At 72.3% G+C, this 14,050-nt stretch carries 11 protein-coding genes; 8 read left to right on the top strand and 3 right to left on the bottom strand.

Annotated features, from left to right (window positions below; all coding sequences use genetic code 11):
* Positions 1-36: 36 nt before the first annotated feature.
* From C6W10_RS33165 to C6W10_RS33155, 3 genes are all read left to right on the top strand, one after another.
* Entirely contained in the window at positions 37-846 is an 810-nt protein-coding gene (locus C6W10_RS33165) for an RNA methyltransferase (protein ID WP_107264479.1), read from the top strand.
* Positions 847-937: 91 nt separating this feature from the next.
* The gene (locus C6W10_RS33160) at positions 938-2,134 is read left to right on the top strand and encodes an epoxide hydrolase family protein (RefSeq protein WP_199854108.1); all 1,197 of its coding nucleotides are present in this window, start codon (positions 938-940) and stop codon (positions 2,132-2,134) included.
* Positions 2,135-2,242: 108 nt separating this feature from the next.
* On the top strand, positions 2,243-3,931 hold the full coding sequence (locus tag C6W10_RS33155; protein WP_107262987.1) for a PucR family transcriptional regulator ligand-binding domain-containing protein: 1,689 nt from the start codon (positions 2,243-2,245) through the stop codon (positions 3,929-3,931).
* Positions 3,932-3,956: 25 nt separating this feature from the next.
* Here the strand turns inward: C6W10_RS33155 and C6W10_RS33150 are convergent, their stop codons facing one another.
* Complete coding sequence (locus C6W10_RS33150) at positions 3,957-5,306, bottom strand: hypothetical protein (RefSeq protein WP_107262986.1); 1,350 nt, start codon at positions 5,304-5,306, stop codon at positions 3,957-3,959.
* 139 nt (positions 5,307-5,445) lie between these two features.
* Between C6W10_RS33150 and C6W10_RS33145 the strand changes: the two genes are divergently transcribed.
* Positions 5,446-6,768, top strand: coding sequence for an aspartate aminotransferase family protein (locus C6W10_RS33145; protein WP_107262985.1), 1,323 nt, complete (start codon positions 5,446-5,448; stop codon positions 6,766-6,768).
* Here C6W10_RS33145 and C6W10_RS33140 read toward each other — a convergent pair.
* Positions 6,765-8,132 carry an acyltransferase gene (locus C6W10_RS33140; RefSeq protein WP_107262984.1) on the bottom strand — a complete coding sequence of 456 codons (1,368 nt, stop codon included), beginning with the start codon at positions 8,130-8,132 and terminating at the stop codon, positions 6,765-6,767. The genes C6W10_RS33145 and C6W10_RS33140 overlap by 4 nt on opposite strands.
* A 299-nt stretch (positions 8,133-8,431) precedes the next feature.
* Between C6W10_RS33140 and ngcE the strand changes: the two genes are divergently transcribed.
* From ngcE to C6W10_RS33125, 3 genes are all read left to right on the top strand, one after another.
* Complete coding sequence (ngcE, locus tag C6W10_RS33135) at positions 8,432-9,844, top strand: N-acetylglucosamine/diacetylchitobiose ABC transporter substrate-binding protein (protein ID WP_107262983.1); 1,413 nt, start codon at positions 8,432-8,434, stop codon at positions 9,842-9,844.
* A gap of 103 nt (positions 9,845-9,947) precedes the next feature.
* Positions 9,948-10,856, top strand: coding sequence for a carbohydrate ABC transporter permease (locus tag C6W10_RS33130; protein WP_107262982.1), 909 nt, complete (start codon positions 9,948-9,950; stop codon positions 10,854-10,856).
* A 5-nt stretch (positions 10,857-10,861) separates the two neighbouring features.
* Positions 10,862-11,767 carry a carbohydrate ABC transporter permease gene (locus C6W10_RS33125; protein ID WP_369931452.1) on the top strand — a complete coding sequence of 302 codons (906 nt, stop codon included), beginning with the start codon at positions 10,862-10,864 and terminating at the stop codon, positions 11,765-11,767.
* Positions 11,768-11,834: 67 nt separating this feature from the next.
* Here the strand turns inward: C6W10_RS33125 and C6W10_RS33120 are convergent, their stop codons facing one another.
* On the bottom strand, positions 11,835-12,827 hold the full coding sequence (locus tag C6W10_RS33120) for an N-acetylglucosamine kinase (RefSeq protein WP_107262980.1): 993 nt from the start codon (positions 12,825-12,827) through the stop codon (positions 11,835-11,837).
* Between the two features lie 201 nt (positions 12,828-13,028).
* Here C6W10_RS33120 and C6W10_RS33115 point away from each other — a divergent pair, with 201 nt between their 5' ends.
* Positions 13,029-13,991 (top strand): MurR/RpiR family transcriptional regulator, encoded by a 963-nt coding sequence (locus C6W10_RS33115; protein ID WP_107262979.1) that lies wholly within the window; start codon positions 13,029-13,031, stop codon positions 13,989-13,991.
* The last annotated feature ends 59 nt before the right edge of the window (positions 13,992-14,050 follow it).

Raw genomic sequence — 14,050 nt, 5'->3', positions numbered from 1 at the left:
GGAAGAATCGGCGCCGTGTCCGACGCGCCGACGACCCTGCCCGCCGAAGTGATCACCGATCCGGAGGACCCCCGGATCGCCGACTACCGGGCGCTCACCGACGTCGAGCTGCGTACCCGGTGGGAGCCGCCGAACGGGCTCTTCATCGCCGAGGGCGAACTCGTACTCCGCCGGGCGCTCCGGGCCGGCTACCGGCCGCGCTCCTACCTGGTCGACGCGAAACGGGTCGACCAGCTCGGTGACCTGGCAACCGGCGACGCACCCGTCTACGCGGCCAGCCCGGCCGTGCTGGAGCGGGCCACCGGCTTCCACGTGCACCGGGGCGTACTCGGCTCGTTCCACCGGCGGGAGCTGCCGACCGTCGCGGAGGTGCTCCGGGACGCCCGCCGGGTGGTGGTGCTGGAGGACGTCAACAACCACACCAACGTCGGGGCGATCTTCCGGGGCGCCGCCGCGCTCGGCATCGACGCGGTGCTGCTCTCGCCCACCTGCGCCGACCCGCTCTACCGGCGCAGCGTACGGGTCAGCATGGGGGAGGTCTTCGCGGTGCCGTACGCCAAGCTCGAACGCTGGCCGGCGGGCCTGGACGAGGTACGCGAGGCCGGCTTCACCGTGCTCGCCATGACGCCGGCCCCGGACGCCGTACCGATCCAGCGGCTCACCCCGGCCCAGCGTGCGCGGGCGGCGCTGCTCCTCGGGGCCGAAGGCCCCGGCCTCACCCCGGCGGCGCAGGCGGCCAGCGACGTCCGGGTGGTCGTCCCGATGCGGCGCGGAGTGGACTCGCTGAACGTGGCCGCCGCGGCCGCGGTCGCCTTCTGGGAGCTGGGTCGCGACGATCCGCTCTGAGGCCCGCGACGGCGGGCGGCCGGCGTGGGCAACGAGACGTACGACACCCGGTCACCCGACGAAACGGAGCATAGTATGCGCAGTCGTGACCATCTCCCCTGACCAGCGCCTCCATCCCTTCCGGGTCGACGTTCCGCAGGCAGATCTCGACGACCTGTACGAGAGGCTCGATCGCACCCGGTGGCCCGACCAGCTGCCCGGGGTGGGCTGGGAGTACGGCGTCCCGCGCGACTACCTGACGGACCTGGTGCGGTACTGGCGGCACGAGTACGACTGGCGCGGCGCGGAGGCCAGGCTCAACGAGTGGCCACAGTTCGTCACCACGATCGACGGCGCCGACATCCACCTCGCGCACCTCCGGTCTCCGGAGCCGGACGCGACGCCGCTGCTCATCACGCACGGCTGGCCGGGCTCGATCGTGGAGTTCACCGAGATCGCCGGGCCGCTGACCGATCCGCGGGCCCACGGCGGCGACCCGTCCGACGCCTTCCACCTGGTCATGCCGAGCATCCCGGGGTTCGGCTTCTCCGGGCCGACCCGGGAGCCCGGATGGGAGTTCCGGCGGATGGCCGCCGCATTCGCCGAACTGATGCGGCGGCTCGGCTATCAGCGGTACGGCGTGCAGGGCGGCGACTGGGGCTCGGTCATCTCCCGTGAAATCGGACGTACCGCGACCGAACACGTCATCGGCGTACACCTGAACCTGCTGCCGGGCTCGGCCGTGACCGAGGAACCGGACGCCGACCTGCTCGGCACGCTGAGCCCGGCGGAACGGGAGCGGACGCTGGCCTCGTGGCGGCGGACCCAACGGTGGGACCGGGACAGCGGCGGCTATGCGGCCATCCAGTCCACCCGGCCGCAGACGCTCGCCTACGGCCTGACCGACTCCCCGGTCGGGCAGTTGGCCTGGATCGCGGAGAAGTTCAAGGAGTGGACGGACTCGTCCACCCGGCCGGAGGACGCCGTGAGCCGCGACCACCTGCTCACCAACGTCATGCTCTACTGGCTCACCGGAACGGCCGGCTCGTCCGCCCGCATCTACTACGAACGGGCGCATGCCGCCTACTGGGGCTCCCCGCCGGAGCCGTCGGCCGCACCGACCGCGCTGGCCGCCTTCCCCCGGGACAACTTCATTCCCCTGCGGCACATCGCCGAACGGACCAACAACATCGTGCGATGGACGGAGTTCGACCGGGGCGGGCACTTCGCCGCGATGGAGACGCCGGATCTGCTGGTCGACGACATCCGGGCGTTCTTCCGGCAGCTCCGCGCGGAAACGTCCGCCTGATCCGCCCGGCCCGGTCGGCACCCCGCCCTCCCCGGCGCCGTAGCCGCCGCCCGACCGGGGGCGGCGCGGGCGCCGGGCCGACCCGCGCCGGGCGGTACCGTCGAGCGCGTGTTTCCTACCGTGCGTGAGGTGCTGGCCCTGGATCCGGTCCGGCACGGCGGCCCCCGGGTGGTCGCCGGCACGGCCGGGCTGGACCGGCCCGTACGGTGGGTGCACGCCGCCGAGGTGCCGGACATCGCCTCCCTGCTCAGCGGGGGAGAACTCGTGCTCACCACCGGCATCGGCCTGCCCGGCGACGACCCCGGGCTGCGCGCCTTCATCGGCGAGCTGGCCGACGTCGGGGTCTCCGGACTCGTGGTCGAACTCGGCCGGCGCTATCCGGCGGCGGTCCCCCGGGCGATGGTCGCGGCCGCCGAGCGCCGCAACCTGCCGCTGGTCGAACTCTGCCGGGTGACGCCGTTCGTCCGGATCACCGAGGCGGTGCACGGGTTGATCGTCGACGCCCAGCTCACCGAGCTGCGGGCGACCGAGGAGATCCACCAGCGCTTCACCGAACTCTCCGTCGAGGGCGCCGAGCCGGCCGAGGTGCTCCGGCAGGCCGCCGTACTCGCCGGCTGCCCGGTGATCCTGGAGAACCTCTCCCGGCAGGTGCTGGCGTACGACCCGGCGGGGGAGAGCGCCGAACTGCTGCTGCGGGGCTGGGAGCAGCACTCCCGGCGGATCCGCCCGACCGGCCGCACCGGCTACGACCCGGACGCCGGCTGGCTCTGCACCACCGTCGGCGCCCGGGGGCAGGACTGGGGGCGGCTGCTGCTGCGCTGGCCGAGCGGCGAGCTGTCGGCCACCGCGCCGGGCACTCCACCGACCCGGTTGACGATCCTGATCGAGCGGGCCGCCTCCACCCTGGCGCTGGGCCGGCTGATCCGGCGGGACGCCGAGGGGCTGGAACGGCAGATCCACCGCACCCTGCTCACCGCGCTGCTCGACCACACCCGGCCGGTCGACGAGGTGGCGCTGCGGGCCCGCGCCCTCGGGGTACCGCTGGACCGCCGGCACCTGGTCGGGGTGGTGGTCCGGTACCGCGCCGACGAGGCGGGCGCGGGCGCGGCGGCGGGCGGCCCGGCCGGCCAGGCCCGGCTGCGGGACCTGGCCGAGGCGGTCAGCCAGGCGCTCCGGGACGCCGACCTGAGCGGGCTGGCCAGCACCGTGGACGACCAGGCGGTCGGTGCCGTGCTGGCGCTGCGGGACGCCGGGGAGGAGGAGCCCGCCCTGGCCGCCTTCGCGGCGGCCCTGGACCGGGTACGCCTGGACGCCGGCCCGACCGCCGGGCGGGCGTACGGGGCGCCGGGCGCGGTGATCGTGGCGGCCGGCTCGGGCGTCGGCACCGTACGGGAGGCCCGGCGCTCGCTGATCGAGGCCCGGCAGGTCGCCGACGCCGCCCGTCGGGGTCGACGGGACCTGCCGGTCTACCGGCTGCCCCAGGTCGGGCTGGCCGGGCTGCTGCACCTGCTCCGGGACGAGCCGAGGTTGCAGACCTTCGTCGAACGCGAACTCGGGCCGCTGCTGACCCACGACGCCGAGCACCCCCGTGAGCAGTTGCTCGGCACCCTGCGCGGCTATCTGGCCAGCGGCCGGAACAAGTCGGCCGCCGCCGCGGCGGCGCACCTGTCCCGGCCGGCGTTCTACGAGCGGCTGGCCCGGATCTCCCGGATCCTCCGGGTCGACCTGGACTCGGTCGACGACTGCCTGTCGCTGCACGTCGCCCTGCTCGCCCTGGACGCCGTCCGGGACGGCTGACCGGCCGCGCCGCCGCGCGGGATCGTCAGGAGATCGCGGTCAGCGCCTTGGCGTACGTCGGCGGGACGAAGTGCGGGCCGGCCGGGGTGAAGACGTCGGTGGCGTTCGCGGCCGTCCAGGCTTCGGCCGGTACGGCGTCGAGCAGCGTACGGACCACGGCGGCGTCCCGCCAGTCCGGGTGCTCGGCGACCAGGCCGAGCGCCACCACCGACTCCTCGACCTCGCCGACGCACTCGAACGGCTTGTGCGCGTCGATGCCGAGCAGTTCGAGATAGCCGGGCGCCTGGGCCGGGTCGGCGAGCAGGTCGGCACCGAAGATCTGCACCAGCCGGGCCCGGGGCATGAACGGGGCCAGGGCCAGGAAGATGAACCGGCACTTCGGGCAGTTTCCGCACCACCGGTCGCTCGGGTCGCTCAGCTTGAACGCGGCGTTGCAGCTCGTCACCACGTCGTCGTAGCGGCTGAACTGGGCGAAGAGCCGGGCGATGTGCAGCTCGGAGAGCTGGCGCAGCAGCGAGAAGTACGGCTCGGTCAGCCCGGCGTGCCCGGCCAGCGCCGCCCGGAGCAGCCCCTCCGCCTCGACCCCCTTGGACCACTGGTGGTTGACCTCGACGCCGTGCCAGACCAGGTTCGGGTCGGAGGCCGAGCGCTCGTTCGACATCACCACCGGACCGAGCCCGTGCAGTACGGCGGTGCCGACCGCGATCAGCGAGTTGATCGCGGTGACCGGGATGTGCCCGTTGCGGGCCCCGGCCGCGTTCAGTTCGATCAGCGCCGGGTCGAGCCGGCGCCGGGCGGCCAGCGGGGTGAGCCCGGACGCCTCGTTGACGCTGACGATGATGTGGTTGGGGTTGACCGAGAAGGGGACGGGGTCGAAGCCGGCCCGGCGCAGCGCCTCCAGGCTGACGATCGAGTCCTTGCCGCCACCCACCGTGGAGAGCGGCCGGCGGTCCGAGTTGTCCCACCAGGTCGGCTCGGTGACCCGGCCCGGCGGCAGCTCGGGGGTCAGCTCCAGCACGTGCGGCAGGTCGTTGCGGTAGGCGTACTCGGCGAGGCCGGCGGTGTAGACGGCGGTGACCAGCGCGGCGGCCTCGGCGCCCAGCGGCGCCGGCAGGACCAGCCGGGGCGGTGCGGCGGCCTTGTAGTAGCTCACCCCGGCGACCAGGTGCAGCAGCTCCAGCACCCGGCCGAAGGTGGCCAGGGTCTCCGGCGTCGGCGGCGTCTCCGGCTCGGGGAAGGTGATCAGCTCGGTGAACCGCAGCTCGCCGTCCGGGCCGGTCAGCGCGTATTCGAGGGCGGCCCGGCCGGTGGCCGGGTCGAAGGAGTGGGCCGGAAAGGAGAAGGCGTCCATCCGCCGGAGCTGTCCGTTGGGCACAGGCAATAGTAGTCCGCCCGGGTTGACGGCATGTCAATGTCCGGACCCCGTTGCCCGACAGGGTGGCAGTTGCCCGGTGTCCCCGCGCGGTGGGAGCGTGCAGGAGTCCGCGTTCCCACCGGCGAAGGGTGTGAGAACCATGACCACCGACGATCTGCTGGCGCGGCACCGGGCCGTGATGCCGTCCTGGATGCCGCTGTACTACGCCGAGCCGATCGAGATCGTCGCCGGTTCCGGTCGCCGGGTCACCGACGCGCAGGGGCGCGGTTACCTGGACTTCTTCGGCGGTGTGCTGACGAACATGCTCGGTTACGACGTCGCCGAGGTGAACGAGGCGGTGCGCCGCCAGCTCGACACCGGGGTGGTGCACACCTCGACCCTCTATCTGATCCGGCAGCAGGTGGAGCTGGCCGAGAAGATCGCCGCGCTCTCCGGCATCCCGGACGCCCGGGTCTTCTTCACCAACTCCGGCACCGAGGCGAACGAGGCGGCGCTGCTGGTCGCCACGAACCACCGGCGGTCGAACCAGATCCTGGCGGTGCGGAACAGCTACCACGGCCGGTCGTACGCGGCGATGGGGATCACCGGGCACCGGAGCTGGTCGGCGAGCAGCCTCAACCCGCTCCAGGTGAGCTGGCTGCACTCCGGTGACCGGCTGCGCGGCCTGCTGGCCCGGCTCGGCCCGGACGAGTACGTGGAGGCAGCCGTCGACGACCTGCGCGAGGTGCTGGCCACCCAGACCAGCGGGGACGTGGCCTGCCTGATCGCCGAGCCGATCCAGGGGGTGGGCGGGTTCGTGGCCCCGCCGGACGGGCTCCTCGGCGCGTACAAGAAGGTGTTGGACGAGTCCGGCATCCTGCTCATCTCCGACGAGGTGCAGACCGGCTGGGGACGGACCGGGGAGCACTTCTGGGGCTACCAGGCGCACGGCGTCACGCCGGACCTGCTCACCTTCGCCAAGGGCATCGGCAACGGCTTCGCCCTGGCCGGGGTGGTCGGCCGGGCCGAGGTGCTCGACGAGGTGCACGCGGTCTCCTTCTCCACCTTCGGCGGCAACCCCGTCTCGACGGCGGCCGGCAACGCCGTCCTGGACTACCTGCTCGCGCACGACCTCCAGGCCAACGCCGCCCGGGTCGGCGCGGTGCTCCTCGCCGGGCTGCGCGAGCTGGCCGACCGGCACGCCGTGGTCGCCGAGGTGCGCGGCAAGGGGCTGATGCTCGGCGTCGAGTTCGTCCGGCCCGGCAGCACCGAGCCCGATCCGGCGGCCACCAACCGGGTCTTCGAGGAGTGCCGGCGGGGCGGCCTGCTGGTCGGCAAGGGCGGCCTCCACGGCAACGTGCTGCGGATGGGTCCGCCGCTGACGCTGACCGAGGAGGAGGCCCGGGAGGCGCTGGGGATCCTCGCCGGGGCCGTCGCGCTGGTCGACGCCGAGGCGGTCGCGGTCGCGGACCGGGCGGGCTAGCCGGGAGGCCGGTCCGCCGAGGCGGCGGCGGGCACCGAGCGGAGCAGCCGGAGCAGTCCGGCGCCGACCAGGTACGCGACCAGCGCGCCGGTCGGCAGGCCGAGCAGGTATTCGCCGCTCTTCGGGGCGACGTTGTTGCTGAAGAGCCCGACCACGGTCGCGGCGAAGCCGAACACGACGAGGAGCAGCCGGGGCAGTGGACGGGCGAGGGTACGGCACAGCGCCGCCGGCATGGCCCGGGGCCGGCTGGACGGGCGGCGGGAGCCGCGCAGTTCGATCCGGCCGAAGACGGCGACCAGCAGCGCGAGTACCCCGGCCAGCATGATCAGCCAGGGGATCCGCCAGAGCCACCAGGTGGTGCTGCCGACCCGTGGGGTGGGCAGCGCACCGAGCGCGTCCAGCGCGCCGGCCAGCAGGATCACGGCGGTGAGGTGCCAGAGGAAGATGGTCAGCACCACCGAGTTGACCGCGACGACCAGCATCCAGGGGCGGGTCCGGTGCAGCCAGCGCTCGGCCCGGGCCCGGAGCAGCATGATCAGTCCGAGCTGCGCGGTGGCCAGGGCGAGCAGGGCCAGGCTCGGCGGGGACATGTTCTGGATCCGCTGGTCCGGCTGGTTGATCATGCTGGTCGGGTACGGGCCGACCAGGGTGAGCAGCAGCAGCGCGGCGAGCCCGACCACCAGCAGCGGCCAGCCCAGCCGGGGGCGCATCGGCAGGGTTCCGGTCCGCCAGGCGAACCCGACCTGGTGCATGGCGAGCCAGCCAAAGAGGAAGTTGCCGTACCCCAGCCGCTCCTCGCCGAGCAGCCGGGCCAGGTCCCCGAGGGCGAGCAGCCCGAGCAGTACCGCCGGGACGACCAGGCCGTACCGCTGGTGCAGGGCGAACATCACCGGGGTCAGCAGCACCACGCAGAGGTACGCGGAGAGGAACCAGAGCGGCACCGTGGCGTACCAGACGACCTCGCGGACCTGGTTCGGGCCGGCGCCGAGCAGCCGGGCGCCGAGTGCGGCGAGGGCGAGCAGCACCAGCAGTACGGTGGTGGGCCGGATCAGTCGCCCGCTCCGGGCGGTCAGCCAGCCGCCCGCGTCGCCGCCCCGCCGCCGGTGACCGGTCAGCGAGGCGGCGTTGGCATAGCCGCCGACCAGGAAGAACAGCGGCATGACCTGGAAGAACCAGGTGCCCGGCCGGGCCCAGGTGATGTCCTCCAGGGCGTTGTGGCCGCGCAACCGCCCCGCGTCGTCGTCGAGGACGGCGATCAGCCAGTGCCCGATCACCACCAGGACGATCGCCACCGCGCGGAGCAGGTCGACGTAGCGCTCCCGCTCGGCGGGCGTGCGGCCGGCGAGCTCCCGCAGGCGGCGCATGTGGTCAGGCTATCTACTCCGTCGGGCCGCCGACGCGCTATGCGGCAAGCCGGGGTGGATTGCCGGTCCGTAACGGTTCGGCCGCCGGGGCTTGCTGCCGGCACCCTCTTCCGTAAGAATCCTTCAGTAACTTTCCGTTAAGTGAAGACAAGCAACAGCGTCACGTGCAGACAACACCAGTGCCGAAGTCGTCCCACCTGTCGAAGCAGCACCACCCGACCCGATGACCCCGAGCCTCGTTGGCGGGCGCCGCCTCCACCGGCTGTGGCGTCCACCTGGACCGGATCCGAGGAGAAGCTATGAAGAGGCGTGACATCCTCCGTCGTACCGCCGCGGCCGGCCTGCTGGCCGTCCCCGCCACCGGCCTGCTGACCGGTTGTGCCCTCGGCGGCGACGACGACAACAGCGGCGGCGAGTCGCTCGAAGGCACGAAGAGTGAGCAGAACCCACTCGGCGTCAAGGAGGACGCGCCGCTCGAGGTGGTCATCTTCAATGGTGGTTTTGGCGAAGAGTATGCCAAAGCCCACCAGGCGATGTACACCGAGAAATATCCAAAGGCGACGATCAAGCACTCCGCCACGCAGGAGATCAACAAGACCCTCCAGCCCCGCTTCGTCGACGGCAGCCCGCCGGACGTGGTGAACAACTCCGGCGGCGGCCAGATCGACTTCAACGGCCTGGTCTCGCAGAACGCCCTGGCCGACCTCGGCGAGCTGCTCGACGCGCCCAGCCTCGACATCCCCGGCAAGAAGGTCCGGGACACCCTGCTGCCCGGCGTGGTGGACGTCGGGTCGTACGACGGGAAGTTCCTGGTGCTCAGCTACGCGTACACCGCGTACGGCATCTGGTACTCCACCAAGCTCTTCGCCGACCGGGGCTGGCAGTACCCGAAGACCTGGGACGACCACATCGCGCTCTGCAAGCAGATCAAGGCCGCCGGCATCGCCCCCTGGACGTACGCCGGCAAGCACCCCCGCTACATGAGCTGGCCGGTCATCTCGACGGCGGTCAAGTTCGGCGGCCCGGACGTGGCGAAGGCGATCGACAACCTGGAGCCGAACGCCTGGAAGTCCGAGGCGATGAAGGCGGCGGCGGACGCCTGGTACCAGATCGTCAAGGACGGCTTCATCATGCCCGGCTCGCCCGGCCTCGACCACGTGCAGTCGCAGACCGAGTGGTGCCGGGGCAAGGCCGCCTTCATTTCCTGCGGTTCCTGGCTGGAGAGCGAGCAGGCCAAGGTCACCCCGGCCGGCTTCAACATGTCCGTCGCGCCGACGCCCAGCCTCGGCAGCAGCGACAAGCTGCCGTTCGAGGCGATGCGCGGCACCGCCGGTGAGCCGTTCATGGTGCCGGCCAAGGCCAAGAACCGGGCCGGCGGCCTGGAATACCTGCGCACCATGCTCTCGATGAAGGGTGCCCAGGACTTCACCCGCAAGGTCTCCAGCCTGACCGTGGTGGCCGGCTCGACCGAGGGCATCGACCTGCCGTTCGGGCTGAACACCGTGGTCAAGGCCCTGGACGCCTCCGGCAGCAACGGCTTCAACTGGGTCTACAACAACTTCTACCGCAAGCTGGAGCGCGAGCTGGTGGACGCCGCCTGCGGCGAGTTCTTCAGCGGCCGGACCACCCCGGCGGAGTTCCTGGACCAGTGCCAGAAGGGCGCCGACCAGATCGCCGGGGACAGCAGCATCAAGAAGTACAAGCGCCAGTAGGCGGTCGGGTCGTCGTCGCGGGGTCGGCCGGTGCCCGGTCGGCCCCTCGGCGCGGTTGTCGCGGGGACAGGTCTTCCCGCGTGGAGTGGGCAGGATTCGTCCCGTGAAACATGGCAAGTATCCGCTGATCATCACCTTCCTGGTGCCGCCGCTGCTGCTGTACGGCGTCTTCGTGCTCTCGCCGTACCTCCAGGCGTTCCAGATCTCCACCACCAACTGGCTGGGCTACTCGGCCAGCGCCGACTACGTCGGGATGGAGAACTTCGCCAACCTGCTGCGCGACGGCGCGATGTGGAACGCGGTCAAGAACAACGCGATCCTGCTGGCGCTGCTCCCGGTCCTGACCATCGGGCTGGGGCTCTTCTTCGCCAGCATGCTCAACATGGGCGGCCGGCGCGGCACCGCCGGGGTGGTCGGGGTACGCGGCTCCGGCGCGTACAAGCTGGTCTACTTCTTCCCGCAGGTGCTCTCCGTGGTGATCATCGCGCTGCTCTGGAAGGAGGTCTACCACCCCAACAACGGGCTGCTCAACGCCACGCTGCGCGGCATCGGGCTGCCCGCGCCGACCTGGCTCGGCGATCCGCGTACCGCCTTCTGGGCGGTGCTGGCGGTGATGGTCTGGAGCAACGTCGGCTTCTACGTGGTGCTCTTCGGCGCGGCCATGCAGGCCATCCCGAAGGACATCTACGAGGCGGTGATGCTCGACGGCGCCTCCCGGTGGACCACGCTGACCAAGGTCACCATCCCGCTGCTCTGGGACACCGTGCAGGTCGCCTGGATCTACCTGGCCATCGCCGCGCTGGACGGGTTCATCCTGATCCAGCAGATGACCGACGGCGGCCCCAACCACTCCTCCGACGTGATCGGCCTGCGGATGTACAACACGGCGTTCGGCAGTGAGACCAAGTTCGGGTACGCCTCGGCGATCGGCGTGGTGATGTTCTTCCTGACCCTGTCGGTGGCGGTACTGGCGCTGCGGGCCAGCCGCCGGGACCGAATCGAGTACTCGTGACGACCCTGGAAACCCCCGCCTCGGCTCCGCCCACCGTCGGCCCCGACCGCCGGCCCGGCACCGGTGACCGGCCACCCCGCCGCGAGCTGGGCGTGGTGAACGTCTTCTCGCACGGCTTCCTGCTGATTTGGGCGCTGCTGACCACCCTGCCGCTGCTCTGGGTCGTCGTCAGCTCGTTCAAGAGCGACGGCGAGATCCTCAGCGACCCGTGGGGGCTGCCCGGCGCGCTGCGCTTCGAGAACTGGGCGCGGGCCTGGACCGAGGCCCGGATCGGGCAGTACTTCCTCAACAGCGGCATCGTGGTGGCCGGCTCGCTGACCCTGACCATGCTCTTCGGCGCCGCCGCCGCGTACGTCTTCGCCCGCTACGAGTTCCGCTACCGGCAGGTGTTCTACTACCTCTTCGTCGGCGGGATGATGTTCCCGGTCTTCCTCGCCCTGGTGCCGCTCTTCTTCGTGGTCCGCAACGCCGGGCTCTTCAACAACTGGGTCGGGCTGATCCTGGTCTACGCCGCCTACTCGCTGCCGTTCACGGTCTTCTTCATGACCGCGTTCTTCCGGACGCTGCCGACCTCGGTCGCCGAGGCGGCCCTGATCGACGGCTGCGGGCACTTCCGGCTCTTCTTCCGGGTGATGCTGCCGATGGCCAAGCCGGGCCTGGTCAGCGTGGCGATCTTCAACTTCCTCAGCCAGTGGAACCAGTTCATCCTGCCGCAGGTGCTGATGCAGGGGGACGAGTCGAAATGGGTGCTCGCGCAGGGGCTCGCGGCGTTGGCGGTCAGCCAGGGCTACCAGGGCGACTTCAGCGGGTTGTTCGCCGGGCTCACCCTCGGGATGCTGCCGGTGCTGGCGGTCTACGTGCTGTTCCAGCGCCAGATCCAGTCCGGGCTGACCGCCGGCCAGTTGAAATAGCGCCGGCGGCTGCGGACGGTCCGGGGACGACGTGCCGGGGTCGGGTCGGGGCGGGGCGCCGCCCGGATCAGCCGGCGGCCGGGCCGAGGAGCCGGCGGTGCAGCTCGGCCGGGTCGGTCAGCTCGGGGAGCGCCCGGGCGGCCAGCCAGGCGGCGCCGAGCGCGCCGTCCCCGGCACCGTGCAGCGGCGCGTCCGGCCAGCGCGCCGCCAGCGCCGGGCGTACGGCGTCGGCCAGCGGGTTGTCGCCGGTGAGCAGTCCGCCGCCGAGCACGATCGGGGTGTCCGACCCGGCCGGCCGGATCCGTTCGACGTTGCCGGCGAGCAGTCGGGCGGCCTCGGCGAGCAGCGCCGTCGCCGCCGGGTCGCCGTCCCGGTCGGCCCGGATCACCAGCGGGGCGAGGGCGGCCAGTTCGACGGCGGGGCGCCGGGTCACCGTCTGGACCAGGATGTCGACGGTGTCCCGGGGCCGGGGCGCGACCTGTGTCGAGCCGAGCAGCTCGGTGAGCACGAGGGTGCCGAGCGGGCCGGGTGGGCGGTGCCGGTCGAGGTCGGCCAGCGTCTGCCGGACGGCCTCCCGACCGAGCCAGAAGCCGCTGCCGGCGTCGCCGAGCAGCCAGCCGTGGCCGTCGGCGACCCGGTCCAGCGCCATGTCGCGTACCTCGGCGGCGATCGCCCCGGTGCCGGCGATCAGGATCGTGCCGTCCGGCTCGGCGGTGCCCGAGGCGTACGCGACGAGGGCGTCGCCGAAGATGTCGTACCGGCAGCGCAGCCCGACCTCCTGCCAGACCCGGTCGAAGGCCAACCGGCCGACCGGGTCGGCGAGCAGCCGACCCGCTCCGGCCAGCCCCATGGCGCCGGCCCAGACCAGTCCCGGGTCGATCTCGGCGAGGGCGTCGGTGAGCGCCACCCGGAGCTGTTCGGCGGCCCGCTCGGCGCCGTGGCTGGTCGGGTTGCCACCGCCGCCGAGCCCGGTGCCGAGCCGCTCTCCGGAGAGCGAGACCACGGTGGCCCGGGTCGAGGTGCCCCCGATGTCGAGCCCCACCACTATGCCGTCGGACATGACCGGCAACCACCTTCCCGCCGCGGAGTCGATCGGCGTCCATGCTGGTCGGTGCGGCTGTCCGGGGCAAGCCTCGGCGGTCCGGCACCGGCGCCGCCCAGGTAACAGTTTGAAAACTTCACCCATCGTCTTGACAAGGAGGGGGGCTTAGTAAGAACTTTTACCACTAACAGTTAACTTCCTTTTCCGAAAGGCGTGCCCATGGTCGAGCAGGAGGCGGACACCATCGCGGGGACCGCGGTGGTCGACGCCGAGCGCGACCGCCGGGCCGCCGCCGGGCTCTCGTCCGCGGACAGCGTGCTGCTCCGGGTCCGGTCCCGGCTCACCGAGTTCACCGGTGCCCTGCAACGGGTCGCCGAGCAGGTGCTCAGCGACCCGTCCGCCGCCGCCCGGGCCACCATCGTCGAGCTGGCAGAGCGCAGCGGCACCTCCCCGGCCACCGTCACCCGGTTCTGCCGGGCGCTGGGCTTCGAGGGCTACGCCGACCTGCGGCTCGGCATCGCCGCCGAGACCGGCCGGGCGCACACCGCCGGCTGGACCGTCGACATCGGCCGGGAGATCCAGCCGACCGACCCGCTGGAGCGGGTGCTCGGCCAGATCATCGCGGCGGACACCCAGGCCATGCACGACACGGCGGCGCTGCTGGACCTGACCGAGGTCGAGCGGGCCGCCGAGGCGATCGCCGGAGCCGCCCGGGTGAACATCTTCGGCGCCAGCGGCAGCGGGCTGGTCGGCACCGAGATGCAGTTCAGCCTGCACCGCATCGGCGTCGCGGCGTGGGCCTGGAACGACGTACACGAGGGGTTGGCCGGGGCCGCGCTGCTCCGCACGGGCGACGTCGCCCTGGGCATCTCGCACACCGGCCAGACCCGCGAGACCATCGAGACCCTCGCCGAGGCGGGCAGCCACGGCGCGACCACGGTGGCGCTGACCGGGTTCCCCCGGTCGCCGCTGGCCGAACTGGCCGACATCGTGCTGCTCACCGCCAGCCAGGCGACCACCTTCCGGCCGGACGCGCTCTCCGCCCGGCATCCGCAACTCGTCGTGCTCGACCTGCTCTACATCGCCGTCGCCCAACGCACCCACGACCGGGCGCACGCCGCCTTCCAGCGGACCGCCCGGGCGGTGGGCGGGCACAAGGCGACCAAGGAGGCGCGGCCGTGACACGCATCCGACACCGACCCGTCGGGCAGGGGCCGCCGCTGGCCACCCCGGCCCGATCG

The organism is Plantactinospora sp. BB1, assembly GCF_003030385.1.
GTDB lineage: Bacteria > Actinomycetota > Actinomycetes > Mycobacteriales > Micromonosporaceae > Plantactinospora.
Note: the sequence above shows the minus strand (reverse complement) of the source record. Positions and strands in the feature narration are given on the sequence as shown.

Coding starts and splice junctions, on each gene's coding strand:
- C6W10_RS33145 (WP_107262985.1), top strand. CDS start 5,446: ATGACCACCGACGATCTGCTGGCGCGGCACCGGGCCGTGATGCCGTCC.
- C6W10_RS33140 (WP_107262984.1), bottom strand. CDS start 8,132: ATGCGCCGCCTGCGGGAGCTCGCCGGCCGCACGCCCGCCGAGCGGGAG.
- ngcE (WP_107262983.1), top strand. CDS start 8,432: ATGAAGAGGCGTGACATCCTCCGTCGTACCGCCGCGGCCGGCCTGCTG.
- C6W10_RS33120 (WP_107262980.1), bottom strand. CDS start 12,827: ATGTCCGACGGCATAGTGGTGGGGCTCGACATCGGGGGCACCTCGACC.
- C6W10_RS33115 (WP_107262979.1), top strand. CDS start 13,029: ATGGTCGAGCAGGAGGCGGACACCATCGCGGGGACCGCGGTGGTCGAC.